Below are 25,847 nucleotides of genomic sequence, written 5' to 3'. Positions count from 1 at the left end.
CGCCCGTCCCCGGGTGGCGTGTGCTCAGCTCTGCGTCTGGAGTTCCAGGCGGCGCAGCTCGCGGTGGACGTGTTCCAGGGCGCCGGCGCGGCGGCCGGGGACGCGGGTGCGCAGGTCGGCGAGGGCGGAGCCGAGTTCGCGGGCGCGGGCGGGTTCGGTGATCTCGCTCCACTGGTGGTGGGCGCGGTCGACGGCCGCCTCGACGGCGGGCGCGTCCACGGGCTGCCCGGCGGCGAGCCGGGCGGCGGCGACCGTCAGCCAGGTGCGGCAGCTGCGCGCCGGGTCCCCGGCGAACATCGCGAGGTCGGCGCGGACCTCCGCCCAGTGCAGCGCCTCATCGGAGCCCGGCCCGTGGGCCCGTACGGCGGCCTGTTCCCACTGGGCGGCCAGGTGGTCGGCGTGGTTGTGGCGGCCCGCCTGCACGGCGGCGGTGATGGCGGCGTGCGGGTCGTTCGCGGTCCGCGGGGGCGCCGCCGCCAGGACGAGACCGGCGGACGCGCCCTCGGTGCGGGCCAGGGCCAGCTCGTGCAACTGGCCGAGCGGGGGTCTGTGACCGCTGCGCAGCAGGGTCGCCAGGGCCTTCATGTAGGCGGGCGCGGCGGGGGTGGCGCGGCGGCCCGGGGGCGGGGCGATACGGCCGTAGACCGCGGCGGTGCGGCCCGTGTCGAGGGGGGTGGTGCGCAGCAGCCCCCAGGCCTCCGGGTCGGCGTGCAGGTCGAGGAAGAGGGTGGTGGCGCCGGGGGCGCGCAGCCGCAGTTCCTCGCGGAACCAGTGCCAGGGGAAGGCGGTGTAGCGGACGGTGGCCGGCGTGGTGCGGGCGAGGGCCAGGTGGGGCAGGCGCTGGCGGCGGTCGAGCTGGAGCTGCCCGGTGACGTAGACGGTGAGCGGGCCGGGCGCGGACGCGGCGGCGCGCAGGCGGGTCAGGACGGCCTGGGGGTCCAGCGGGTCGGCCAGCTCGACGACGTTCGCGGTGTCGGTACCGGCCAGCACGGCGGGGTCGACGGCCGCGAGCACCGGAAGCACGGCCGCGGCGTCCACCAGCCGGCCCCTGCCCACGGGCGAGGCGGCGAGTAGCAGCACGGTTCCGGGCATCGGTCCCTCCCCTGTCGGTCACGTACGTCGACGCATCCCGTACGTCGTCGATCACGTACGCAAAGCACCGTAACCGGTGCCGGGGCCGCGCGCGGGTCAGCCGGGAAGCCCGCTGCCCAGGACCCGGCGGACCGCGAACACGGTGGTGTCGTCGTCGAGATGCCCTCCGCTGTGCCGCAGCACCCCGTCCCGGACCAGCGCCACCAGCCGCGGCGGCCGGGCCGTGCGCGGGTCGGCGGCGAGCGCGTGGGCCACCGCGTCCGCCAGCGGGTAGAACGCCCCGTCACCGTCCCGCGCCTCGGTCACGCCGTCGGTGGTGACCAGCAGGGTCTCGCCGGGCGCGAGCACACAGCGGCGCACCTCGGGCGGGGAGCTGTCCCGGGTGAGGTCGCCGAGGCCGAGGGGCAGGCGGTCGCCGGGCGGCAGGGCACGGACCCCCGCCGGGCCCACGACCAGCGGCGGCTCGTGGCCGAAGTTGACCACGTCGACGGCGTCCGGCGCGTCCGCGGGGAAGTCGAGGAGGACGGCGGTCGCGAACCGGTCGGTGTCCTCGCCGCCCCGGCCCAGGTCGCCGAGGTGGCCGCGGTGCCGGCGCACCCGGGTCTCCAGCCGCTCGGCGACCGTCGCCAGATCCGGCACGTGGTACCCGGCCTCGCGGAAGGTGCCGAGCAGCGCCGCCGCCATCTCCACCGCGCCGAGCCCCTTGCCCTGTACGTCGCCCACCAGGACGCGGGTGCCGTGCGGGCCGGGCTGGATGTCGTAGAAGTCGCCCCCTACGCGGGCCTCGACGTCGGCGGGCAGATAGACCTCCGCATGCTCCAGGCCTCCCCACGCCGGGGGCAGCGGGCGCAGCACGGTACGGCGGATGGTCTCGGCGATGTACTGCATGCGCAGCATCCGCTCCTGGGCGCGCACCCGGACCGCGCAGGCCAGGACGGCGAGGATGCCGCCGAGGGCGACCAGGATGAAGTCGGGCAGCCCGGCCCGGTACGCGTCCGGCCACAGCCCGTCCACGACGCCGTAGGTGACGACGGACAGCACCGCGTACCCCGCCGTCCCCCACACCCCGCAGATCGCGGCGGCGATACCGGGCACCAGCACGATCCACGAGACGATCCGGAAGTCCGCGCCGGTGTTCACGTCGACCAGCGCGATGGCCGCCAGCAGCAGCAGCGGCGGCACCCAGGCGACGCTGCGCCCGCGCACCCGCAGCGGCTGCTGCCGGTGGGCGCCGACGGGCCACGAGGCACGGGGGTACCGCTCGCGCAGGCCCCGGCCGCCGCGTCGGCCGTCGCGCGCGCTCACGGACTCCATGGCCCCCAGCGAAACACGGGGCCGAGCGGGCCGCATCCGCTCCGGACCACCGCCCGGCCGCCCGGACACGGTCCGTGACCTGCCGACTTGCCGGGGATCGCGGGGCGGTGTGCCCTGGAAGGCGGGGGCGAGGAGAGAGGAGTTCTCCCATGGCTCACGCGGCACCGGTGTCCCGCCGAAACCGCGGCGGCACCCGCGACACCCGCGGCACCCGCACACCCGACTTCTTCTCGGCGCGTACGCACCGGATGGCGAGCTGGGTGTGGCCCGTCGCCGCCGGGCTCGTGTACGGCTACTGGGCCGCCGCCATGCGGCGCGAGGGCGGCCCCATCACCGGCTGGAACCTGCTGTTCGGCTTTGTGACGGCGCTGGCGTTCGTCGTGCTGTACCTGGCCGTGCGCGCGCTCGGCCGGCGGTCGCGGCGGGAGCTGCACGCGGGGCTGTGGGCGGCGTTCGTGGGCAGCGCGGTCGGCTTCCTGTACGTGAACAGCCCGAGCGGTTCCGTGCTGGGCGCCGTCGCCCGGTCGCTGCCGGTCGCGGCGGGTGTGTTCGCGCTGCTGTTCTACCGCTACTACACCCACGAGGACGCGGAGGGCCGCCCGGCGCGGGGCCGTACCGGAGAGGGCCGTACCGGAGAGGGCCGTACCGCGGAGAGCCCTGCCGCAAAGAGCCCTGCCGCGGAGAGCCGTACCGACAGCGGAGCGGGTCGGACGGCCTGACACGAGGGGGAAGCGCGGCCCGGGACGTGCGCGGGCGTCTGCCGCCCGCGGATCCACCCGTACGGCGGCCCAGTTGTCGCGCCGTCCGCGCGCACGCCGTTGCCTGAGAGCGTGTCCCCCCGTACGACGCCCCGATCCCAGCGCCTCCGCCGCCCGCCGGACCGCCCCCCGCGGGTCCGTGACGGGCTGTCGGCCGCGCTGATCGCCCTGGCCTGCCTGCTGCTGCCGTTCGGCGCACTGGCGGCCTGGGCGGCGTACGGACTCACGGACACCGGGCGGTACGTGCGCACGATGGCGCCGCTCGCCACCGATCCGGCCGTGCGGAACGCCGTCGCGGACACCATGGGGGCGGAGCTGACACGCGAGCTGGGGCTGCCGCTGCGTGGTGTGATGGGCCCGTTCGTGCAGGACGCGGCGCGCTCGTTCACCCGGACGGACGCCTTCCGCGCGGGCTGGGACGCCGCGAACCGGGCCACCCACACCGCCGTCCTGCACGCCGTACGGCAGGGCGACGAGGGCAGGCCCGTCACCGTCGACATCGCCCCGGTCGCCGCCGAGGTGAAACGCCGGCTCGCGGACGACAACGTCCCGCTGGCGGACCGCATCCCGGTCCCGCACACCGAGGTCGCGGTGCTGCCGGCGGCGGACGCGGACCGGCTGCGCAAGGGCTACGACGTCCTGGAGGTCGCCGCGTTCTGGCTGCCGCTGGCGGCGGTCCTGCTCGCCGTCGCCGGGATCACGCTCGCCGGCTGCCGCCGCCGCGCGGTCACCGCCACCGCGCTCGGCACCGCCCTCGGCGGCGCACTCCTCGGCCTCGCCATCGCCGCGGGCCGCCATCTGACCCTCGCCGGACTGCCCGCCGCCCCGCACCGCCCGGCCGCGGGCGCGGTCTACGACGCCCTCACCGCCACCCTGCGCACGACCTCCTGGCTCCTGCTCGCCCTCGGTCTGGCGGTCGCCGCCGCCACCTGGCTGACCACCCGCTTCGGCCCCGCCGCCCGCCCCCGCACCCCGATCCCACCGGACCCCGTCCCCGGGCCCACCGAGGCCCGGGCCTGAGGACCGGCGGGCGGCCCGCGCCCTCACGCCCTCTTGCGCGCCAACTCCCCCAGCACCCCCAGCGCCCGCCCCAGCTCCCTCATCCCCGCCGAGGCCAGCCCCAGCCGCACCGCGTTCGGCGTACGCGCCGGGTCCACGGCGAACGACGGCCCCGGCGTCACCGCGATGCCCCGCGCCGCCGCGGCGGCGGTGAAGGTGTCGGCTCGCCAGGGGGAGGGCAGTTCCCACCAGGCGTAGTAGGCGTGCGGGTCGGAGCGCACGGTGAGGCCGGGCAGCCGGGCGGTGAGCAGGCGCTGCCGGCGGGCGGCGTCCGCGCGTTTGGCGGTGACCAGCCGGGTCACGGTGCCGTCCTCGATCCAGCGCACCGCGGCCTCCACGGCGAACCGGCCCGCGCTCCAGCCGCCGGAGCGGATCGCGGCGGCCACGGCCGGGACCCGCTCCCGCGGTACGACGAGAAAGCCCACGGTCAGGCCCGGCGCGACCCGCTTGGACAGACCGTCGACCACGTGGGTGAGGCCGGGGGCGAGGGCGGCGAACGGGGGTTCGGGGCGCAGGAAGGACCAGATGCGGTCCTCGACCACCGGGAGGCCGAGGTCGGTGACGGTCCGGGCGAGGGCGCGGCGGCGCGGCTCGGGGGTGGTGAACGAGGTCGGGTTGTGCAGGGCGGGCTGGAGGTAGAGCGCGGAGAGCGGGGCCGTGCGGTGGGCGGCGGTGACCGACTCGGGGAGCACCCCCTCGTCGTCGGTGGCGAGCGGGACGAGGGTGAGGGCGAGTCGCGCCGCGATCTCCTTGACCAGCGGATACGTCAGCGGCTCCACGCCGACCCGGCCGCCGGGGCGGACCAGGGAGGCCAGCGCGGCGGCGATGGCCTGGCGGGCGTTGCCGGTGAACAGGACCCCCTCGGGCGCGGGCCGCCAGCCGGGCGCGGTGAGCAGCCCGGCCGCCGCCGCGCGGGCCGGTCCGGTGCCGGTGGCGGGGGCCGGGCGCAGCGCCTCCGTGAGGGCCGCGGGGTCGAGGAGGCGGGTGAGGGCGGAGGCGAGGAGCTCGGACTGGCCGGGGGCGGAGGGGTAGTTCAGCTCCAGGTTGACCGGTGGCTCCGGAACCGGGGTCGGAGGCGGGCATGAGGCCAGGGCCGGGGACGGAGATGGGGCCGAGGCCAGGGCCGGGCCCAGGTCCGGGTTCGGGCCCAGGTCCGGGTTCGGACCCAGGTCCGGGTTCGGACCCAGGTCCGGGTTCGGGGACGGGTCCGGGCTCGGGTCCGCCGGCTCGGTGAGCGCGCGGCCGGCGCCCGCCGTCGGCGGGGTGGCGCGGACGAACGTGCCCCGCCCGACCTCGCCGACGACCAGACCCCGGCGGACGAGTTCGCCGTAGACCCGCCCGGCCGTGGAGGCGGCGATCCCCTGGCGTCGCGCGAAGGTCCGCTGCGGAAGGAGGCGCTGGCCGGGCCGCAGCCGTCCGGAGGCGATGTCGGCGGCTATGCGGTCGGCGAGGCGAAGGTAATCGTCCACGTGGGCCCCCTCGTTGGGATTGCACCGAGAGCAAAGATCTTATTGCACCGAGGAGTTGGGGCACCGTACGGTCGAGGCCATGACCGTCTCCCTCGCATACGAGGACAAAGGCGCCGGAAACGGCGTACCCCTGCTCCTCATCCACGGCCACCCCTTCGACCGCTCCATGTGGGCTCCGCAGATCGAGGCGTTCGCCCCGCACCGCCGGGTCGTCGCCCCCGACCTGCGCGGCTACGGCGCCTCCCCGGTGGTCCCGGGCATCACCCCGCTCTCCGCCTTCGCCGCCGACCTGGAGGCCGTGCTGGACGACCTGGAGGTGGAGTCCGTCGTCCTCGCCGGCCTGTCCATGGGCGGCCAGATCGCCATGGAGTGCGTCGCCCGCCTCGGCGACCGCGTCCACGGCCTGGTCCTCGCCGACACCTTCGCCGCGCCCGAGACCGAGGAGGGCAAGCGCACCCGCAACGCCATGGCCGACCGCCTGCTGCGCGAGGGGATGCGGGGCTACGCGGACGAGGTCCTGCACAAGATGGTCGCCCCCTACGCCGACCCGGCCGTGCAGTCCCACGTCCACCGCATGATGACGGCCACCCCGCCCGAGGGCGCCGCCGCGGCCCTCCGCGGACGCGCCGAACGCCCCGACTACCGGCCGCTCCTCACCCGCGTCACCGTCCCGGCCCTGGTCGTCGTCGGCGAGGACGACGAGTTCACCCCGGTCCCGGTCGCCGAGTCCCTGCACGCCCTCCTGCCCGACTCCACCCTGCACGTCGTCAAGGGCGCCGCCCACATGCCGAACCTGGAGCGCCCGGAGGAGTTCAACGCGGCACTGGCGGACTTCCTGGCCCGTATCCCCGGCTGAACCCGGCCTTCCGGCTCCCTGGCCGTCCGGCCGCCCCGATCCCCGCCTTCCGGCTCCCTGGCCGTCCGGCCGCCCCGATCCCCGCCTTCCGGCTCCCTGGCCGTCCGGCCGCCCCGATCCCCGCCTTCCGGCTCCCGACCTTCCGGCGCCCTCACCTTCCGGCGCCCCGACCTTCCGGGCCACCCCGATCATCCGGCCACCCTGATCTTCCGGGGCGCCCAGCCCACGGCCCGCCTCAGCCGTCCCCCCTCCCCCCCGGCCGCTCAGCCATCCACCCGCCCCGCAGGGCAAGGCGCCCATAATGGGCGCATGTCCCGAGAGTTCCCGACCGGCCTCACCCCTCCCGACTGGCTGGTCCGGAACCTCCGACCCCAGCAGGCCCCGGTCAACCGGGCGGCCGTCGTCCGCGCCGCGGTCGCGATGGCCCTCCCGCCGGCGGTCGGACTCGCGGCCGGGCGCCCCGAGTACGGCGCCCTCGCCGCCATGGGCGCCCTGTCCGGCGTCATCGGCGACACCGCCGACGCCTACCGCCTGCGCATCCTGAACATCGCCGTCCCGCAGCTGCTCGGCGCGGTCGGCGTCACCCTCGGCTCCCTCGCGTACGGCCACGGCTGGGCGGCGGTGGCCGTCCTCACCGTCATCGCCCTCGTGTCCGGGATGATCTCGACGATCGGCGCGGTCTCCTCCGTGTCCGGCCTGCTCCTGCTGCTGAACGCCGTGGTCGGCGCGGGCCTGCCGATGCCCGGCGACTGGTGGCTCGCGCCGCTGCTGATGACCGGCGGCGGACTGCTCGTCCTGGTCCTCGCCCTGCTGTCCTGGCCGCTGCGCTCCGGCGTGCCCGAGCGCACCGCCGTCGCCGCCGCCTACCGGGCCGTCGCCGACCTGCTCGCCGCGTGCGGCGCGGACACCGAGACGTACGACACCGCCCGGCACGCCGCCACCCAGGCCCTCAACCAGTCGTACGACGTCGTCCTCGCCCGCCGCTCCCGCTACCACAGCCGCAGCCGCGACCTCACCCGGCTGCTCGCCCAGCTCAACGCGGTCATCCCGGTCATCGAGGCCGCCCCCGCCGCGCACCTCGCGGGCCGGCCGCTCCCGCCGGAGGTCCCGCAGGCCGTCCGGCACCTCGCCGAAGCCGTCGACACCGGCTACACCGGCCCGATAGGGCTGCGCCTGCCCCTGCCGCTGACGGAGACCGGCCGCGCCGTGGACCAGGCACTGCGGCACGCCGCCGACGTCGTCACCGCCCCCGACATCGACCCCACCGGCATCCTCGACCACCTCGGCCGCCCTGCCGCGCTGCGCACCCGCGCCGCCCTGGCCGCCCGCAACGTGCTGCTGTCCGCCGCCTCATGGCGCTACGGCCTGCGCCTCGCCCTGTGCATCGGCCTCGCCCAGGTCCTGGTGTCGACCGTCGCGGTTCCGCGCTCCTACTGGGTCGCCCTGACCATCACGTTCGTCCTCAAGCCCGACTTCGGCTCGGTCTTCTCCCGCGCCCTGCTGCGCGCCCTCGGCACGGTCGCGGGCCTGGTCGTCGCGGCGGCGGTGCTCTCCCAGGTGCCGCGCGGCTGGTGGGACGTGGCGGTCCTGCTCCTCCTCGCCCCGCTGATCCCCGCCCTCACGCCCCGGGGCTACGGCCACCAGACGGCCGCCATCACCCCCGTGATCCTGCTGCTGTCCGACATCCTCAACCGCCAGGGCACCGCCCTGCTCCTGCCCCGCCTGGTGGACTCCCTCATCGGCTGCGCGATCGCCCTCGTCGCGGGCTATCTGCTGTGGCCGGAGAGCTGGCACACCCGGGTCGGCGACCGGCTCGCGGACGCCGTCGCCGACACGGCCCGCTATGTGGAGTGCGCCTTCGGCAGCGGCGCGCAGGCCACCGATCCCGCGGCCCGCGCCCGGATGCGCCGCCGCCTCTACCGGGACCTCTCCGCGATCCGCACCGAGTTCCAGCGCGCCCTGACCGAGCCGCCGCCGACGGGCCGCCGGGCGGCGGCGTGGTGGCCGCTGGTGGTGGCGGTGGAACGGATCGTCGACGCGACGACGGCGGCGCGCGTCCGCGTGAGGCAGGGCGCGGCCCCGCCGTCGTCGGCCGAGGTGTCCCAGGTGATCCTGCAACTGCGGGAACTGGCCGAGGGCGTCCGCCGGGCGGACACCCTGGTGGCCGTCCGCACCGACCTCACCGGCCCCGCGGGCAGCGTCCTCGAGCCCCTGCGCCAGGAGGTGGCGGCGGCGAGGGCGATCGCCTCACCGCACTAGGGGGTGTCTCGTCGATCAGGCCGGATCAGCGAGCGGCGTCTGGTGCCGTGCATCGCAAGGCGGAGGAGGGAGTCGATGCGATGGGGGTGCCCCCGCGCGAGCGCAGCCGAGCGTGGGGGAATCGGCGACCGACGACAACGCGGCGAGGCGCGGTGCCAGACGCCGGGAGCCCGGCATGATCGACGAGACACCCCCTAGCGCCGGGAGCCCGGCATGATCGGCGAGACACCCCTGGGCGACCGCCTCGCCGCGCCGAGGCCCGCGGGACACCGGCCGGGCGCCCCCCGAGCGCCCCTCAGACGCCGATGTCGCGGCCGTCCTTGCGCCAGATCGCCACCACGGCCGGGCGGACGATCCGGCCGGGACCGTCGGGCCAGGCGGACGCCGGCTTCTCGACGCTCGCCCCGTCGACCTCACCGGGGTGCTGCACGGCCACGAGCACCCGCCGGTCCTGGATCACGGGACCGCAGGTCTCCGCACCCGTCGGCATGGTGGCGAACTGCTTCAGCTCACCGCGCCGCTCGCCGCGCGTGGCCACGCCGAACAGGCCGTCGTGCGAGCCGAGCTGGTTGCCGTCCGTGGAGATCCACAGGTTGCCGTACGGGTCGAAGGCCACGTTGTCCGGGCAGGAGATCGGGCTGACCTGGTCCTTCGGGAACCCGGCGAAGTAGGTGGCGGGGTCGTTCGGGTCACCGGCGACGAGGAACAGCGACCAGGCGAACCTCTTGCTGTCGGCCCGGTTCCAGCGCTCGGTCAGCTCCAGCACCTGGCCGTGCTTGTTGAGGTTGCGCGGGTTGGCCTCGTCGGCACCGGCGTACCCGGTCTTGCCACGGTTGCTGTTGTTGGTGAGCGCGACGTACACCTTGCCGGTGTGCGGGTTCGGCTCGATGTCCTCCGGCCGGTCCATCTTCGTGGCGCCGACCTTGTCACCGGCGAGCCGCGTGAAGACGAAGACCTCCTCCGCGGTCATGCCCTCGACGTGCGACACGGCGCCGTCCGCGGTGGCGGTGGCCAGCGGGATCCACTCGCCGCTGCCGTCGAACTCGCCGTCGGACGGCAGCTTGCCGGTGCCGTCGATCTCGAAGGCGGGGGAGTCGCCGGTGAGCTTGGCGACGTAGAGCGTGCCCTCGTCGAGCAGCGACAGATTGTGCTCGCGTACGGCCCGGCTCGTCCCCTTCTTCATCCGCTTGGAGCCGACGAACTTGTAGAAGTAGTCGAACCGCTCGTCGTCACCGGAGTAGACGACGGGCCGCCCGTCCTCCGTCAGGCGGACAGTGGCGCCCTCGTGCTTGAACCGGCCGAGCGCGGTGTGCTTGCGCGGCGTGGAGGTGGGGTCGTACGGGTCCAGCTCGACGACGTACCCGAACCGGTGCGGCTCGTTCGGCTCCTGCGCGACGTCGAACCGCTTGTCGAAACGCTCCCACTTGCGCTCGGTGGCGCCGGAGCCGAGCCCGTACCGCTTGTCGGTGGCGCGGGTGGCGTTGGCGAAGTACTGGTTGAAGTTCTCCTCGCCGTGCAGCGTCGTGCCCCACGGGGTGGTGCCGCCGGAGCAGTTGTTGAGCGTGCCGAGCACCTTGGTGCCGGACGGGTCGGCGGAGGTCTTGACCAGGTCCGACCCGGCGACGGGGCCGGTCAGCCGGAACTCGGTGGTGGCGGTGACCCGCCGGTTCAGCGGGTGCCGCGGCACGGCGACGAGCTTGCCGGTGCGCCGCTCGCCCTCCACGACGACGGCGGACAGGCCGTGCGCGGCCCACGCGATCTCGACCTGCTCACGGGTGGGGTTCTCGGGGTCGTAGCCCCGGAACATCAGCACCTCGTCGGTGTACTCGTGGTTGGCGACGAGGATCTGCCGCCCGCGCTCGCCCGGCAGCGGCAGCAGCGCCAGGAAGTCGTTGTTGTACCCGAACTGCCCGGCCTGCGCCTTCGCCGTCTGCTTCTCCGGGTCGAAGGCGGGCGCACCGCGCAGGATGGGCTCGCCCCAGCGGATCACGACGTTCTGCGCGTACCCGTCCGGGACGGTCACGACGTCGTCGGTGTTCGGGGCGACGGGCGCGAACCGCAGCCCGCGAGCCCCCTTGCCCTTGGCGGCCTCGGCAGCCTTGTCCGCGGGCGCCGCGGCGGCCGGCGCGGCGCCGCCGGCGACGGCGGAGGCACCGGCCGCGGCGGTCGCGGTCACGACGGCGGCGGCGCGCATCACGGTACGGCGGCTGAGGGCGCCGGCGATGACATCGCCGACGTACGGGTTGGAGGTGGTGTTCGGGACCTCGTGGAAGCAGGCGTCACCACACCGGAAACGGCAGGTCAGCGCGGACCGGCCGCCCGGGTGCGAGTCGGACGAGCTTCTGATGATGGGCAGCGTGATGCGACGCACGATGATTTTTCTCCCCTGGCTTCCCCATATGTCCAGCGCCAGGGACGCTAAGCGCACGTCCGTTCGGGAGTGGGGCCTGCACGTGAACGCGGAGTGAACCCACGGTAGCTGTCCCGAAGTTGCCCGCTCTGTCCCGAACAGCCCTTGACACCCCTCAAGATCGCCCTCCGGGCCCGCTAACCTTACGTGTCCGTCCTGGCCAGGGATTGACGGGCTCCAACTCACATCGAAGGGTTGCGCACATGGGCATTCTCACTCTCCTGCGGAACGCGTTCGGCCGATCCCGCAAGCCACCCAAGGCCACCCCGGAGGATGCCCCCACCCCCACGCAAGAGCCCCCCACCGGCCATACGGCCCCCGAGGCCACCTCCCCCCGCCAGACCGCCCCCGAGGCCACCTCCCCCCGCCAGGCCACGCCCGGGGACGCCTCCCCCCGCCAGGCCACGCCCGGGGACGCCTCCCCCCGCCAGGCCACGCCCGGGGACGCCTCCCCCCGGCACACCCCGGCCGAGGACACCCCCACCGTCCCGGAACCCCGCTCCGCGACCCCCGAAGCACACGACCTGGTCGCCGCCGCCTTCGACAACGTGACGGTCCCCCGCCCGACCCGTTCCCAGGAAACCCCGCTGCCGGAGGAGCCCCCGGCCAAGCCGGAGCAGAGCCTGCCGGCGGAGCCGGAGCAGGCGGGGCATTCCGAGGCTGTGGCGGAGCCGGAGCCGAAGCAGACGGCGGAGCCCGAGCCGAAGGCGGAGTCGGAGGCCGAGTCCGAGCCCGAGCCGAAGGCGGAGGAGAGCCTGCCGGCTGAGCCCGAGCCGCAGGCGGAATCCGAGGTGCAGGCGGAGCCGGAGCAGACGGCCGAGTCCGAGGTGCAGGCGGAGCCGGAGCAGACGGCCGAGTCCGAGCCCAAGGCCGAGGAGAGCCTGCCGGCGGCAGCCGAACCCGTGACGGAGACCGAGTCGGCCGAGCAGGCCGAGCCCGAGGCGGAAGCCGAGCCGACGGTGGAGGCCGCACCGGCCGCGGAAGCCGAGGCCGAGGCGGAGCCCGCCGAGAAGCCGGAGCAGGCCGAGGAGCCCCAGCCGAAGGCGGATACCGACCCGGAACCGGCGGCCGAAGCGGAGGCGGAGGCGGAGCCGACGCCCGAGGCCGGCGGCGAGGGCGAGGCGGAGCGCCAGCCGCACGTGGCGGCTGAGCCGACGCCGGAGCCCGAGGCGCAGGCAGAGACGGATGCCGCGGCGGAGCCGCAGGCGGACGCCACCCCGGAGCCCGCGGCCGCCGACGGCGAGACCGCCCCGCAGGGGCCACCCGCACCCGACGACGACTCCCGCACGGGTGGTGCGGGTGGGAACACCACGGCCGAAGGCGAAGCCGAGGCCGCGAACACCGACCCCGCCCCGCAGGGCCCCGCCCTCTCCCTCCCCCACATCAAATCCCACGCCCCCACCCTCACCACCGCCTACAAGGCCGCGGCGAAAACCCTCAAGAACACCCACCTCACCGGCACCCGAGCGAAGCTCTACCTCGTCCTCGACCGCTCCGCCTCCATGCGCCCGTACTACAAGGACGGCTCCGCCCAGGCCCTCGCGGAGCAGACCCTCGCCCTCGCCGCCCACCTCGACCCCGAGGCCACGGTCCACGTCACCTTCTTCTCCACGGACCTCGACGGCACCGGCGAGCTGACCCTCTCCGACCACGAGAACAAGATCGACGAGCTGCACGCCGCCCTGGGCCGCATGGGCCGTACGAGCTACCACGTCGCCGTGGAGGACGTCCTCGCCCACCACGACAAGACCGCCGGGCCCGACACGCCCGCCCTGGTGATCTTCCAGACCGACGGCGCCCCGGACGCGAAGACCCCCGCCACCCAGGCCCTCACCACCGCCGCGCAAACCCACCCCCACATCCACTTCGCCTTCGTCGCCTTCGGTGAGCACGACAACAAGGCCTTCGACTACCTCCGCAAGCTGAAGACGGACAACACGTCCTTCTTCCACGCGGGCCCGGCCCCGCGCGAGCTGACGGACACCGAGCTGTACCAGGGTGTACTCGCGAACTGGCGCCCGCGCCCGTAAGCACGCCGACACCCCGCCCCGGCCGCCCCTTCCCACCTCTCAGAACGGGAAGCGGGCGGCCCACCCATCTCGGCTACGATTTCAAGGTTCGTAAACAACCGACCTGGGAGCAGCCAAGCCATGGCTCGACACCTCATCACCAGCGCCCTTCCCTACATCAACGGGATCAAGCACCTGGGCAACATGGTGGGGTCCATGCTCCCGGCGGACGTGTACTCCCGGTACCTCCGCCAGCGCGGTCACGACGTCCTCTACATCTGCGCTACGGACGAGCACGGCACCCCGGCCGAGCTGGCGGCCAAGGAGCAGGGCCTCCCGGTCGCCGACTTCTGCGCCCAGGCCCACGACGCCCAGAAGGCCGTCTACGACGGCTTCGCACTCGCGTTCGACTACTTCGGCCGCAGCTCCAGCCCGCAGAACGTCGAGATCACCCAGCACTTCGCCCGCAAGCTGAACGAGAACGGCTTCATCGAGGAGCGGGCGATCCGCCAGGTCTACAGCCCGGCCGACGGCCGCTTCCTCCCGGACCGCTACGTCGAGGGCACCTGCCCCCACTGCGGCTACGACAAGGCCCGCGGCGACCAGTGCGAGAACTGCACCCGCGTCCTCGACCCCACGGACCTGCTGAACCCGCGCTCGGCGATCTCCGGCAGCACCGACCTCGAGGTGCGCGAGACCAAGCACCTCTTCCTCCTCCAGTCCAAGCTCCAGCACGAGGTCGAGGCCTGGGTCGCCCGCCACGAGGACGACTGGCCCCAGCTGGCCTCCTCCATCGCCCGCAAGTGGCTGAACGAGGGCCTGCACGACCGCGCCATCACCCGCGACCTGGACTGGGGCGTCCCGGTCCCCGCGGACACCTGGCCGGAGCTGGCCGCCGAGGGCAAGGTCTTCTACGTCTGGTTCGACGCCCCGATCGAGTACATCGGCGCTACGAAGGAGTGGGCGGACCAGGACCCGGAGAACCGCGACTGGAAGTCCTGGTGGTACGAGGCGGACGACACCGTCCGCTACACCGAGTTCATGGCCAAGGACAACGTCCCCTTCCACACCGTGATGTTCCCGGCCACCGAGCTGGGCGTGCGGGAGCCGTGGAAGAAGGTCGACTACGTCAAGGCCTTCAACTGGCTGACGTACTACGGCGGCAAGTTCTCCACCAGCCAGAAGCGCGGCGTCTTCACCGACCAGGCCCTGGAGATCCTCCCCGCGGACTACTGGCGCTACTTCCTCATCGCCAACGCCCCCGAGTCGGACGACTCGTCGTTCACCTGGGAGCACTTCACCGCCACGGTCAACAAGGACCTCGCCGACACCCTCGGCAACTTCGTCAACCGCGTCCTGTCCTTCTCCAAGAAGCGCTTCGGCGAGGCGGTCCCCGCGGGCGGCGAGCCCGGCGAGGCGGAGGCCCGCCTGGGCGAGGAGATCGCCCGCCTGCTCGCCGAGTACGAGCAGCAGATGGAGGCCCTCCAGTTCCGCAAGGCCGCCGCGGCGCTGCGCGCCCTGTGGTCCGCGGGCAACTCCTACCTGGAGGAGAAGGCCCCCTGGCTGGAGATCAAGACGAACAAGGACGGCGCCGCGCTGACCCTGCGCACCGCGATGAACCTCATCCACCTGTACGCGGTGGTCTCCGAGCCGTTCATCCCGGCCACCTCGGCCGCCATGCGCGCCGCTTTCGACCTCGCCGACGACACGGCCACCTGGGTCACCGAGGACGAGGCGAAGGCCCTGGCCTCCGTCCCCGCCGGCACCCCCTTCACCGTGCCCCCGGTCCTCTTCGCCAAGCTGACGGACGACGACCTGGCGGCCTACAAGGAGCGCTTCGGCGGCGAGCCGCAGTAGCGCCCGGACCTAGCCCGGGTGGGCTCCGGGCGTGCTCCCGGATCTCGGCTCCCCCCGGCCTCTAGCCGGGGGGAGCTTCGGCGTCTCTACAGCGGTATCCCCTTGCTGCGTTCCAGCAACCTCTTGAGCTGGGGTTCGAACTCGTCGGCGATGCGCATGAACTCGTGGTTGTCCTTGCAGAACCGGCGGCCGGAGTCGACGACGGCGAGAATCCGCCGGAGGATGTCGTCGAGCTGGTCCCCGGACAATGCCGTCTCGCATGCCTCCACCCACTCAGCGCCACGTCGGGCGATCACCGAGAAGGAGTGCGGAGAGGCCCCGCCGTGACGCCGGGCCACGTCCTCTAGCACACCGATGGCTTCCAGCGCCCGTTCGCGCAGATTCGCGTCGGCCGGGTCGACGGTGGACCGCCTCAACCGGATGGCGCTCCACGCGGTCAGTACAAAGTGGTCGGTGGCACCGCCCTCACAGCCCTGAGCGGTCTCCAGATGGTTCTCGGCGATACCGAGGTCTCCGCGCTCCAGCTCGTACTCGCCGCGTTGCAGCCAGTAGTGGAAGTTGTCACGCAGCAGCTCGTGGACGGTGTCGTAGATCTCCCGGACCCTGGCCGGAGCGAGCCGGAGCGACACCATCAGGGAATGGTTCAGCAGCCTGATCATGATCCGGCGGTACGGATCGTCGTTGTCGCGGATCCCGGCGGCGTACTGGGCGTAGAACCGCATCAGGAACTCGATGACACTGCCCAGCTGATCAGGGTTCTTCTTGAGGACCGTCTCCACCACGGTGTCCGCGATGGTGCGCTGCCGGCAGCGAACGGTGCCGTCCGCGGCCCGGGTCAGGACCCGCGTGGCCACGAGCCGGTTGATCGCTCTCTGCATCGACGGGTTCGGTGCCGCGCGCCCGGAGACGATCTGGAGAAGATCCTCCTGCTCGATGCCGCGCTTCTTGAAGACGATGGCGGACTCGAACACGCACACCGTCGAGTACACGGCCGTCTGCTCGCGGTTCAGCTCGTGGTACTCGCTGGCGACCTTGTCCTCGAACCGCTTGCCCGTGACGACCTGGATCATCGCCGCGAGCAGGCTCCGGTCGCACAGCTCTCGCAGCTTGTCGATCTTCTGCTGCCGTGGCCCGTGTTTCTTCAGTATTCCCGGCAGTCCGTGCTCGTGCAGGACATCCACGATCGCGCCGAGGTCGTCATCCCGCAGGGGTTCGTCAGCGGACACCGGCCGGGGCCGGAAGGTGACATCCAGTTCGTCGGTGCGGGTGGTGCGGATCGCCGCGACGACCAGCGTTCTGCCACCGTTGCTCAGATCCTTGAGCAACGACGCGGCCATGCTGCCGAAGATGTCGACGTCGTCCACGAAGACAGCCTCGGCGGCCATGCTGCGGGCCTGCATCTTCAGGTTGGCCAGCGGATCCGTCGCCTCGCGGTCGATCCAGGCCACGGTCCGGCCGCTCTGGTGCAGCTCATACGCGTACTGCATCAACGCGGTCGTCTTGCCAGAGCCGGCGCGGCCCTCCACCAGGACGATGCCGTGCCGTTCGTCCTCCGCGCGGGCCGCGCTCTCGCGGATCCGGTCGATGATCGACAGCTTCGGCGCAAACCCGTCCTTGATGTCGCCCCAAGTGGGGTCCTGCCCCTTGAGGTACTCGACGCTGCCGGCGGGTGCACTGTCCACGAGCGACGAGACGAGCTTGATGCCCGATCCGCGCCGCGCGCCGACCCGGACGTCCGCGAGCCGTCTCCTGCCCTGCTGAAGGATCTCCAGACCTGGCCGCAGCCGCTCCACGGCGAAGTCATGTGGCACTGCCTGAATGTGCGTCAGTCCCGCCTGCCGGAGCCGGTCGCGGTCCGCGGCGGTCCCCGGTCCGGTGACGACGAAGCGGGGGTACCGCTCCGCGTCGCTCTGCGGCTGTACCAGCGTCAGCGCCTGCCAGAGTGCGCGGCTGCTGGGGGAGGCGGCCATGAAGACGGTGGGATGGCACAGCAGCTCGGCCTTGAGCCTGCGGAACCACAGCCCCCGCGAGGAGACGTCGTCGTCCGCGGGAACGCCGAAGTCGAGCGAGCCGACCGCGTCCGGGTTGCCGTACATCGCGACGGTCTCGACGGTACTGCTGCCCGCGACGGGCTTGCGCAGCAACGCGTTGACGAACGTAGTGGTCTCCGCGGCCCTCGGCTCGTGCTCGAGCACGGAGGTGAAGAGGTCCGTGGCGGTAAAGTCGTAGATGCGCCACCACGGTGCGTGCAGGATGCGGTGCGCGGCGGCGGCGAAGACCGGCGGGTCAATGCGTAGTTCCTCGACGAACCGCTCGATCACACGTGTCCCCAGGCGGTCCCGCGCGGTCGACCAGATCTCGGGCGTGGTCGGAGGCGGGTCGGGGATCTCGCCGTAAACAGCCTCCGTCAGCCGTCTGGTGAGGGTGTCCGTGTCGATGGGCCGGTCCTTGTCGTGAATGCCGGAGACGGCCACCACAACCGCGTTCCCCGTGCCGATCTGCTGGTAGAACTCGTCGAGCGCGGCCTGTTCGTCGTAGGCGCCCGCCTGGGGCTGACGGGGCACCACTGCGGTCGTGCCGCCGCCCGCGCGTCGGGGGCGGGGCAGTGCGACCGGCTGCTGGGCCGACGGCGCCGCGAGATCCCGCACCTTGGGCACCCGGGCCGCGGTGAACTCCACCCTCAGCAGTCTGTGCTGCCGGGTCTCACCAAGCGACGGGACACTCCAGCGCTCGCCCGGTCCGGGCGGAGAGGGCGAGCCCTCGGCAGCGAGCGGTAACGTTCGCTCCAGGACGGGCAGGGCCGATTCCGGCAGTGCCGCGGTGTGCCCAGCCAGGACGAGGGACAGGTCGTTCCCGCTCGCCCACCGGATGTAGGCCTCGCCGACCGCGGCGTCCAGCTGGTGGACCGTGCAGGTCGCGACGTCGGCGGTGGGCTCGGGGACGGCCATGCGGAATACGGTGTTCACCGCGACGACGCCCACGGAGAAGCCGTCCGCCTCGAGCCGAACGGCCCCTTCGCCCGGCAGAACGCCCTGCCGCCAGTCCGGGAACCCGGTGAGCCCTTCCGGCGCGTCCGTGAAGCCGTCGAACGGCACTCTGCGTATCGCTTCGACGACATCATCCTCCTTGCCCTGCCACAGGCCCTGCTGGGTGTCGTCCCAGTAACGGGTGAGCGCTTTGATCAGCCCGCCCTGGCCGGGGTCGATGGGTCGGACGTCGTGGCTCCACGGCACGAGCACCACCGGGGGCAGCTGGTCGGCACCGGACTCCAGGCACTCCAGCATCACCCGGTCCAGGAAGTCCGCAGTCTGCTCTGGCGTGACCGGCCGGGGCGCGTCAGCGCCGAGGCCGAGGACAAAGACGCCGTCGAGGTGCCGGCCCTCGGCGTACAGGGCGCGCACACCGGACAGAACGGCGTCGTGCTGGGCGAGAGGCGTCAGACACAAGAAGTGGAAGGCCGCGCTCATGAGTGATCAGGCTCCCTTCATGGCGATGGCCCGGACCGCGCTCCTGGGCACCACCAGCTCCGTCTTGCCGGTTCCGTTTCCGCAGTCCTTGGCGTCGACCGTGACGCGCACGAACGGAGTGCCGAGCGACTTCTTGTCGATCTCCCCTTCGACCCGCTCGACCTGCTTGCCGCACACGGCGCGCGTGCTCTTGGCGTACGAAGGGGCGAGGACCACCGTGCCGGGGACCATTTCCTTCTCCGGGCCGAGCAGGGCAGCGAGGCCGACCGTGAGCAGACTGACGACGAGTGCGCCCATGACCACCCCGTTGGCCCGCTTCTGCCTCTTGTCGACCTCGGCGGCCTCGTCATCGGCTCGTTTGAGCACGGCGTTGAGCAAGTCCAGGCGATCGCGGGCGTGGCTCGGCCCGGTCAGGGCGGACACCGGCAACGCCACGGCCCGCAGATACAGCACGGCTGCGGACAGCCACAGCGCCACGGCCGCGAGACCCGCCCAGCGGGTAATCAGGGGCCGGTCGGCCAGTTGAGTGAACGTCAGCGCGGCCACGAGGCCGCCCGCGAACAAGGTGACTGTGGACTGGGCAGCCTGGGCCCGCAGGCGCGCACCGCTGCCCGACCGGACCCGCTCGGAGTAGTACGCCTCGCTGGCCGGGGCCAGCACCGCATCCAGCACCCGTTCGCGCTCGTCGGCAGGGCCGTGCTCAGGAAGGGATTGCGCTGTCATCCTGCCCCCGTTGCACTGATCGGATGAGCATCATAAACGCCGCGGAAGCCGTGATTACCCAACTCCCGCGCATTGGTGTGCAGTTGTGGTGCGGTCACCACCGCGCCCGAAGGCCCGACTGTCAGGCCACCGGCCGAACTCTCGACCGGCCCTCGGCCGCGCCCCCGCCCTGGCAGCGGCGCGGCTGAGCCCGCCTCGTCCCGGACTCTGGCAGAGTGCTGCACCCGTGAGGAACCTCTCCGCCCCGCACCGCGGGCTCATCGCCGACGTCGTCGCCGCAGGCGGTCCCTTCGGACTCGTCCTGGCGGGCGGGTACGCCCTTCAGGCGCACGGCCTGCTGCACCGCCCGCACGCCAACGTCGACGTCGCGACGGAGAGCCCCGAGCCCATGGAGCGCGTCGCCGACGAGGTCGCCGCGGCCCTGCGCTCCCTGGGCCGGGAGGTCGTCGTCCGCACCGTCGCGCCGCTGTCGGCGCAGCTCACGGCCACCGCCCCGGAGACCGACGAGCCGTGTGAACTCGCCCTCCACAAGGAGGCGTTCTGGCAGCCGCCGGTCCCCACGGAGTACGGCCCGACGCTCTCCATGGACGACGCCGTGGGCACCAAGATCCGCGCCCTGTACGACCGGGGCGCGGCCGTGGACCTGCTCGACGCCCGCGCCGCCGCGGCCCGCTACAGCTTCCCCGACCTGGAGGAACTGGGCCGCCGCCACGCCCACGACCCGTTCGACCTGCCGACCCTCCAGTCCCGGCTGACCGGCACCGACTGGTATCCGGACGGCGCCTTCACCGCGTACGGCCTGCCGGAACCGGAGATCGGCGCCCTGCGGGCCTGGGCCCAGTCGTGGTCCGACGACATCGCGGAACGCCTGCTGGAGGACGGCGCCTCCCCGGACACGATCGACGGTGACACGACCGGTACGTAATCCGGACGTTCCAACCGGTGCGAACGAGCCACCCGCCAGGTAGATTGCCCGAAGATCACTACCAAGTGGGGGGACCACTGACATGGCTCTTTTCGGCAACGCGCACGCCATCGACCCGGCCCAGGCGGCACAGGACTACGCCCGGCTGCTGGGTCAGGGGGAGCAGGTGCACGCCGCGTACCTGCTGATCCGCGACACCATCCTGTTCACCGACCGCCGTCTGATCCTGGTCGACAAGCAGGGCATCACCGGCAAGAAGGTGGAGTACCACTCCGTCCCGTACCGCAGCATCACCCACTTCGCGGTGGAGACCGCCGGCACGTTCGACCTCGACGCCGAGCTGAAGATCTGGCTGTCCGGCAGCCAGATGCCGATCACCAAGACCTTCACCAAGGGCGTCGACATCTACGAGGTGCAGGCCATCCTCACCCAGTTCGTGGCCCGCTGAGCCACTCGCAGGACGACGAAGGGCGCCCGGGAGACCCCGGGCGCCCTTCGCGCACGTACCGCCTACTTCGGCTGGGGCTTGCGCACCGTCAGGTGCAGCTCCTTCAGCCGGGCCTCCTCCAGCTCGGTCGGCGCGCCCATCATCAGGTCCTGGGCGTTGCCGTTGAGCGGGAAGGCGATGGTCTCGCGGATGTTCGGCTCGTCGGCGAGGAGCATCACGATGCGGTCGACGCCGGGGGCGATACCACCGTGCGGCGGGGCGCCGAAGCGGAAGGCGCGCAGCATGCCGGCGAACTTCTCCTCGACGGTCTCCCGGTCGTAGCCCGCGATCTCGAAGGCCTTGAGCATGATCTCCGGGTCGTGGTTCCGGATCGCGCCGGAGGACAGCTCGACACCGTTGCAGACGATGTCGTACTGCCAGCCCAGGACGTCCAGCGGGTCCTGGGTCTCAAGGGCCTCCAGGCCGCCCTGCGGCATGGAGAACGGGTTGTGCGAGAAGTCGATCCGGCCGGTCTCCTCGTCCTTCTCGTACATCGGGAAGTCGACGATCCAGCAGAAGCGGAAGACGTTCTCCTCGAAGTGGCCGGCGCGCTTGGCGGCCTCGACGCGCACGGCGCCCATGATCTTCGAGACCTCGTCGAACTCGCCCGCGCCGAAGAACACGGCGTGACCGGCCTCCAGGCCGAGGCGCTCGGTGAGGACCTTGACGTTCTCCTCGGTGAGGAACTTGGCGATCGGACCGGACAGCTTGCCGTCCTCGCCGACGCGCACCCAGGCCAGGCCCTTGGCGCCCAGCGAGATCGCGAACTCGCCGAGCTGGTCGAAGAACTTGCGGGGCTGGTCCTGGACGGCCGGGACGGGCAGGGCGCGCACGTGCTTGCCGGCGAACGCCTTGAACTCCGAACCCTCGAAGATGTCGGTGATGTCGACGAGTTCGAGCTGGGCGCGCAGGTCCGGCTTGTCGGAGCCGTACTTCAGCATCGCCTCGCGGAACGGGATCCGCGGGAACGGCGAGGTGACGTGGCGGCCACCGCCGAACTCCTCGAACAGCTCGGTCATCAGCTGCTCGATCGGCTGGAAGACGTCCTCCTGCTCGACGAAGCTCATCTCGACGTCGAGCTGGTAGAACTCGCCCGGCGAGCGGTCGGCGCGGGCGTCCTCGTCGCGGAAGCAGGGCGCGATCTGGAAGTAGCGGTCGAAGCCGGAGATCATCAGCAGCTGCTTGAACTGCTGCGGGGCCTGCGGCAGGGCGTAGAACTTGCCCGGGTGCAGACGGGAGGGGACGACGAAGTCGCGGGCGCCCTCGGGGGAGGTCGCGGACAGGATCGGCGTCGCCATCTCGTTGAAGCCCAGCGCCGTCATCTTGTGCCGGATGGCGGAGATGACCGCCGTACGCAGCATGATGTTGCGGTGCATGCGCTCGCGGCGCAGGTCGAGGAAGCGGTACTCCAGGCGGCGCTCCTCGTTGACGCCGTCCTCGGTGTTGATGGTGAAGGGCAGCGGGGCGGCGGCACCGAGCAGCTCGACCTCGCGGACCTCGACCTCGATCTCACCGGTGGGCAGGTCCGGGTTCACGTTCTCGGTTCCACGTGAAACAACGGTGCCGTCGACACGGACCGTGGACTCCTTGGAGACCTTGTCCAGCGCCTCGTAGGCGGCCGTGCCGGGACGGGCGACGAGCTGCGTGATGCCGTAGTGGTCGCGCAGATCGATGAAGAGGATGCCGCCCAGGTCGCGCCGATTGTGCAGCCAGCCACTCAGCCGGACGTCGGTGCCGACGTCAGAGGCGCGGAGCTCGCCGCAGGTGTGGGACCTGTACCGATGCATCGTCGTTCATCCAGTCTTCGCGGATCGGGAATCTCCGGGGCCCGGTGCCCGGACTTTCCCAGGGTACCGGCCATACCAAGATCGCCCCGACGGATTACCACGCGATCACCGGCGGGGGAACGGTGCTCGCCCGGCGGGGGATCGGTGATCGCCCGGCGGGCATCGGCGTCCTCCATCGGTGGCGTCGTTCGATCCTCTGTTCTTAAAGTGGGGCAATGCGCACTGGTGAGCCCCTGCCCGCCGTGGGGCAGGTCCTCGCCGCCCTCGCGACCGGCACGTGGCAGTGGGACACGGACACAAGCCTGGTCACGGTGGACGCCGAGGCCGCTCGACTGCTCGGGCTGCCCCCGGAACCGGCCACCCTCACCGAGGCCCAGGTGCGCTCCCGGCTGCACCCGGTCGACTGGAACGAGATCGTCAGCGTCGTCGGCCTGGCCGCCGCCGAGGGCACCCTGGCCGAGGTGCGGGTGCGGATCATGGACGACCGCGGGCGGGTCGTCCGTATGACCCGCAGCCGGATGAAACCCTCCTTCGACCCGGTACGCCGGGCCTACGAGCTGATCGGCACCCTCCAGGAGGTCACCGAGCCCTCGCCGGGCACCCCGGCCGGGCGCAACGCGGTCACGGGCGACTGGCGGCGCTCCCGGGAGGCGTTCCTGCTGGACGCGGGCCGGGCGCTGGCCGAGGCGCGGTCCACGGAGGAGGTGCTGCGGGTCGCGGCCGGGCTGGCGATGCCGGGGTTCTCGCCGGACGGGCTGGCCGTGTTCGGCGTGGAGGGCGACCGGCTGACGATCATCGGCCACCACGGGCACCGGCCCGGCGACGAGGGTCCCTTCACGCACATGGCGCTGGCCACCGACTATCCGGCGGCGGAGGTCGTGCGCACCGGCCGGGCGGTGTATCTGTCCTCCCCCGAGCAGTACAAGGAGCGCTACCCCGTCACCTGGCCGCTCGCCCAGCAGTTCGGCCGCCGCTCGTGGGCGTTCCTGCCGCTGATCGTGGCCGGGCGGACGATGGGCGCCTGGATGGCGGCGTTCTCCTACCCGGTGCGGTTCACCCCGGACGAGCGGTCGGTGCTGACCACCGTCGCCCGGATGCTCGCCCAGGCGCTGTCCCGCGCGGGCGCCGCCGAGACCCAGCGGGAGCTGACCGACGGCCTCCAGCGCTCGATGCTGCCGACGCTCGGCCCGGACATCCCCGGCATGAGCGTGGCCGCCCGCTATGTGCCGACCGGCGGCGGGCTCCAGGTCGGCGGCGACTGGTACGACATGATCCCGCTGCCGTCGGGGCGGTTCGCGCTGGTCATCGGGGATGTGCAGGGGCACGACGTGCGGGCGGCCGGGCTGATGGGCCAGCTGCGCATAGCCCTGCGCGCCTACGCCTCCGAGGGCCACCGCCCCGACGCGGTGCTCTCCCGGGCCTCCCGGTTCCTGCACGGCATGTGCGCGGGCGCCGAGGACCCCGGCGAGCTGCGCTTCGCGACCTGTCTGTACGTCGAGGTGGACCCGCCGTCCGGGGTGCTGGAGATCGCCCGCGCCGGACACCCCGACCCGGTGATCCGGATGGCCGACGGCACGGTCCTGACCCGGCCCACGGCCGGCGGGCTGCCGCTCGGCATCGACCCGGACGCCGACTACCCCACCACGCGGCTCGCCCTGGAGCCCGGCGAGACCATGATGATCTGCACCGACGGTCTGATCGAGACCGGCGGCCACGACCTGGAGACGGGCTGGAAACGCATCCGGGCCATCCTGGAGCAGCACGCCGGCGGTCTGGAGGAGCTGGCCGACGCGCTGGTGCAGGCGGTGCACGGCCCGTCCTCCCACCACACCACCGGCCCGTTCGCCGACCGCCGCGAGGACGACATCGCCGTGCTGCTGCTGTGCCGGCACGGCGACGGCTGCGGACACGGCGCCTCGGTCGGCGTACGGCCGTCGGTGCGGCGGACCATGCTGACCGTCGCGCAGGCCGAGCCGGAGCGGATCGCGGTCGCCCGCCGGCTGCTGCGCGAGCTGCTGCACGACTGGGCGTCGGCCGACCAGGTCGACTCGGCGGTGCTGCTGCTGTCCGAGATGCTGACCAACGTCCTCGTGCACACCGACACCGACGCGCTGCTGGTCGCCGAGGTCACCGGGGAGGGCGACGACCGGCGGATGCGGGTCGAGGTGACCGACGCCGGCGACGACCTGCCGCACAAGCGCCGGCCCGGGGAGCTGGCGTCCTCCGGGCGCGGTCTGATGCTGATCGAGCTGCTGGCGCACGCCTGGGGCGTCGACCCGCGCGGCGAGGGCAAGAGCATCTGGTTCGAGCTCTACGAGTCCGAGGGCGCCGAGGCCGCGTAACGGCCGCGCAGCTCGTGGACGACACCGAACGCGGCGGCGGTGAGGGGGACGGCGAGCAGCATCCCGAGGATCCCGGCGACCGACGCGCCCGCCGTGATCGTCACCATCACCACCGCCGGGTGCATCTGGACCGTACGGCTCTGGACCATCGGCTGGAGCACATGTCCCTCCAGCACCTGTACGGCGAGGACCACGCCCAGCGCCCACAGCGCGATCACGAACCCGCGGTCGGCGAGGGCGACCAGCACGGCGACCGCGCCGGAGATGAAGGCGCCGAGGTAGGGGATGTAGGCGCCGACGAAGACCAGGGCGCCGAGTCCGACGGCGCCGGGGACGTCGAGGACGAGCAGGCCCACGGTGATGAGGATCGCGTCGATCAGCGCGATGAGGGTGGTGCCCCGCATGAACCCCTCGACGGCCTGGTAGGCGCGGCGGGCGATGGCGACGACGGTGTCGGCGGTGGTGTGCGGGGAGAGGGAGCGCAGGGTGCCGGCGGCGAGGTGGGAGTCGCGCAGGAAGAAGAAGACCAGCAGCAGCGCGAGCACGGCCATGGCGATGGTCTCGCCGACCACGCTCACCCCGCTGATCACCCCGGAGGCGGCCGTCCCGCCGAACTTGCTCAGCAGCTCCCGGGCGTTGGCGGCGAGATCGTCCAGCGAGGTCCCGGCGGCCCCGAAGTGCCGGGCGAGGTCCTGCGCGGCCCGCCGCAGCGAGGAGACGATCTGGTCCCCGCTGTCGATGAGCGCGGCGACGACGATGTAGACCGCCCCGCCGACCACGGCGACGACGGCGACACAGGTCAGCCCGGCCGCCACCGACCGCTGCACCCGCGCCTTGACCAGCCGCCGGTGCAGCGGCCCCAGCAGCGCGGTCCCGAGCAGCGCGAGCAGCACGGGCACGACGGCCGTACGGAACTCCACACACAACCGGATCCCGACGTACACCACCCCCGAGACGAGCAGCGCGACGGCACACCAGGCGGCGAGCCGGCGAACGGGAAGGGGAAGCAGCTGCACCCTCCCAGCCGATCACA

16 protein-coding genes and 1 pseudogene are annotated in these 25,847 nt (G+C 72.9%); 9 read left to right on the top strand and 8 right to left on the bottom strand.

Features of this window, described 5'->3' with window-relative positions; all coding sequences use genetic code 11:
* Positions 1–24: 24 nt before the first annotated feature.
* Positions 25–1,092 carry a hypothetical protein gene (locus ACIG0D_RS18805; RefSeq protein WP_399801881.1) on the bottom strand — a complete coding sequence of 356 codons (1,068 nt, stop codon included), beginning with the start codon at positions 1,090–1,092 and terminating at the stop codon, positions 25–27.
* A 96-nt stretch (positions 1,093–1,188) separates the two neighbouring features.
* Entirely contained in the window at positions 1,189–2,406 is a 1,218-nt protein-coding gene (locus tag ACIG0D_RS18800) for a PP2C family protein-serine/threonine phosphatase (protein ID WP_399801878.1), read from the bottom strand.
* Positions 2,407–2,555: 149 nt separating this feature from the next.
* Here ACIG0D_RS18800 and ACIG0D_RS18795 point away from each other — a divergent pair.
* Together ACIG0D_RS18795 and ACIG0D_RS18790 are read left to right on the top strand one after the other, a co-directional pair.
* Positions 2,556–3,014: pseudogene (locus ACIG0D_RS18795) on the top strand (hypothetical protein); the annotation flags it as partial.
* 222 nt (positions 3,015–3,236) lie between these two features.
* A complete protein-coding gene (locus ACIG0D_RS18790; RefSeq protein ID WP_399801875.1) occupies positions 3,237–4,184 on the top strand; it encodes a hypothetical protein in 948 nt (315 codons plus the stop codon).
* Positions 4,185–4,207: 23 nt separating this feature from the next.
* On the opposite strand, the gene ACIG0D_RS18785 is transcribed toward ACIG0D_RS18790, so the two are convergent.
* Entirely contained in the window at positions 4,208–5,692 is a 1,485-nt protein-coding gene (locus ACIG0D_RS18785) for a PLP-dependent aminotransferase family protein (protein WP_399801873.1), read from the bottom strand.
* Positions 5,693–5,771: 79 nt separating this feature from the next.
* Between ACIG0D_RS18785 and ACIG0D_RS18780 the strand changes: the two genes are divergently transcribed.
* Together ACIG0D_RS18780 and ACIG0D_RS18775 are read left to right on the top strand one after the other, a co-directional pair.
* Positions 5,772–6,548, top strand: coding sequence for an alpha/beta fold hydrolase (locus ACIG0D_RS18780; RefSeq protein WP_399801871.1), 777 nt, complete (start codon positions 5,772–5,774; stop codon positions 6,546–6,548).
* 309 nt (positions 6,549–6,857) lie between these two features.
* Positions 6,858–8,807: an FUSC family protein gene (locus tag ACIG0D_RS18775; RefSeq protein ID WP_399801868.1), complete on the top strand. Its 1,950-nt coding sequence runs from the start codon at positions 6,858–6,860 to the stop codon at positions 8,805–8,807.
* Between the two features lie 295 nt (positions 8,808–9,102).
* Here ACIG0D_RS18775 and ACIG0D_RS18770 read toward each other — a convergent pair whose 3' ends face one another.
* The gene (locus tag ACIG0D_RS18770; RefSeq protein ID WP_399801866.1) at positions 9,103–11,178 is read right to left on the bottom strand and encodes a PhoX family protein; all 2,076 of its coding nucleotides are present in this window, start codon (positions 11,176–11,178) and stop codon (positions 9,103–9,105) included.
* A 242-nt stretch (positions 11,179–11,420) separates the two neighbouring features.
* Between ACIG0D_RS18770 and ACIG0D_RS18765 the strand changes: the two genes are divergently transcribed.
* Together ACIG0D_RS18765 and metG are read left to right on the top strand one after the other, a co-directional pair.
* Positions 11,421–13,247 carry a VWA domain-containing protein gene (locus ACIG0D_RS18765; RefSeq protein WP_399801863.1) on the top strand — a complete coding sequence of 609 codons (1,827 nt, stop codon included), beginning with the start codon at positions 11,421–11,423 and terminating at the stop codon, positions 13,245–13,247.
* Between the two features lie 120 nt (positions 13,248–13,367).
* Positions 13,368–15,083, top strand: a complete 1,716-nt coding sequence (metG, locus tag ACIG0D_RS18760; protein ID WP_399801860.1) for a methionine--tRNA ligase — start codon at positions 13,368–13,370, stop codon at positions 15,081–15,083.
* An 86-nt stretch (positions 15,084–15,169) separates the two neighbouring features.
* Here the strand turns inward: metG and ACIG0D_RS18755 are convergent, their stop codons facing one another.
* Positions 15,170–18,550, bottom strand: a complete 3,381-nt coding sequence (locus ACIG0D_RS18755; protein WP_399801857.1) for a hypothetical protein — start codon at positions 18,548–18,550, stop codon at positions 15,170–15,172.
* A 6-nt stretch (positions 18,551–18,556) separates the two neighbouring features.
* A complete protein-coding gene (locus ACIG0D_RS18750) occupies positions 18,557–19,273 on the bottom strand; it encodes a hypothetical protein (protein WP_399801854.1) in 717 nt (238 codons plus the stop codon).
* Between the two features lie 226 nt (positions 19,274–19,499).
* On the opposite strand from ACIG0D_RS18750, the gene ACIG0D_RS18745 reads away from it, so the two are divergent.
* Entirely contained in the window at positions 19,500–20,198 is a 699-nt protein-coding gene (locus ACIG0D_RS18745; RefSeq protein WP_399801851.1) for a hypothetical protein, read from the top strand.
* Positions 20,199–20,280: 82 nt separating this feature from the next.
* Entirely contained in the window at positions 20,281–20,646 is a 366-nt protein-coding gene (locus ACIG0D_RS18740; protein WP_365756885.1) for a PH domain-containing protein, read from the top strand.
* Between the two features lie 62 nt (positions 20,647–20,708).
* On the opposite strand, the gene aspS is transcribed toward ACIG0D_RS18740, so the two are convergent.
* A complete protein-coding gene (gene aspS, locus ACIG0D_RS18735) occupies positions 20,709–22,472 on the bottom strand; it encodes an aspartate--tRNA ligase (protein WP_399801848.1) in 1,764 nt (587 codons plus the stop codon).
* Positions 22,473–22,687: 215 nt separating this feature from the next.
* On the opposite strand from aspS, the gene ACIG0D_RS18730 reads away from it, so the two are divergent.
* Entirely contained in the window at positions 22,688–24,814 is a 2,127-nt protein-coding gene (locus ACIG0D_RS18730) for a SpoIIE family protein phosphatase (protein ID WP_399801845.1), read from the top strand.
* On the opposite strand, the gene ACIG0D_RS18725 is transcribed toward ACIG0D_RS18730, so the two are convergent.
* Positions 24,784–25,830, bottom strand: a complete 1,047-nt coding sequence (locus tag ACIG0D_RS18725) for an AI-2E family transporter (RefSeq protein ID WP_399801842.1) — start codon at positions 25,828–25,830, stop codon at positions 24,784–24,786. The genes ACIG0D_RS18730 and ACIG0D_RS18725 overlap by 31 nt on opposite strands.
* Positions 25,831–25,847 lie beyond the last annotated feature (17 nt).

The organism is Streptomyces sp. NPDC052773 (genome assembly GCF_044547145.1).
Lineage (GTDB): Bacteria > Actinomycetota > Actinomycetes > Streptomycetales > Streptomycetaceae > Streptomyces.
Note: the sequence above shows the minus strand (reverse complement) of the source record. Positions and strands in the feature narration are given on the sequence as shown.

Excerpts from the sequence above, each read along its gene's own strand:
- ACIG0D_RS18730 (WP_399801845.1), top strand. The coding sequence starts at position 22,688 with ATGCGCACTGGTGAGCCCCTGCCCGCCGTGGGGCAGGTCCTCGCCGCC.
- ACIG0D_RS18800 (WP_399801878.1), bottom strand. The coding sequence starts at position 2,406 with ATGGAGTCCGTGAGCGCGCGCGACGGCCGACGCGGCGGCCGGGGCCTG.
- aspS (WP_399801848.1), bottom strand. The coding sequence starts at position 22,472 with ATGCATCGGTACAGGTCCCACACCTGCGGCGAGCTCCGCGCCTCTGAC.
- ACIG0D_RS18765 (WP_399801863.1), top strand. The coding sequence starts at position 11,421 with ATGGGCATTCTCACTCTCCTGCGGAACGCGTTCGGCCGATCCCGCAAG.
- ACIG0D_RS18805 (WP_399801881.1), bottom strand. The coding sequence starts at position 1,092 with ATGCCCGGAACCGTGCTGCTACTCGCCGCCTCGCCCGTGGGCAGGGGC.
- ACIG0D_RS18775 (WP_399801868.1), top strand. The coding sequence starts at position 6,858 with ATGTCCCGAGAGTTCCCGACCGGCCTCACCCCTCCCGACTGGCTGGTC.
- ACIG0D_RS18755 (WP_399801857.1), bottom strand. The coding sequence starts at position 18,550 with ATGAGCGCGGCCTTCCACTTCTTGTGTCTGACGCCTCTCGCCCAGCAC.
- metG (WP_399801860.1), top strand. The coding sequence starts at position 13,368 with ATGGCTCGACACCTCATCACCAGCGCCCTTCCCTACATCAACGGGATC.
- ACIG0D_RS18740 (WP_365756885.1), top strand. The coding sequence starts at position 20,281 with ATGGCTCTTTTCGGCAACGCGCACGCCATCGACCCGGCCCAGGCGGCA.
- ACIG0D_RS18750 (WP_399801854.1), bottom strand. The coding sequence starts at position 19,273 with ATGACAGCGCAATCCCTTCCTGAGCACGGCCCTGCCGACGAGCGCGAA.
- ACIG0D_RS18780 (WP_399801871.1), top strand. The coding sequence starts at position 5,772 with ATGACCGTCTCCCTCGCATACGAGGACAAAGGCGCCGGAAACGGCGTA.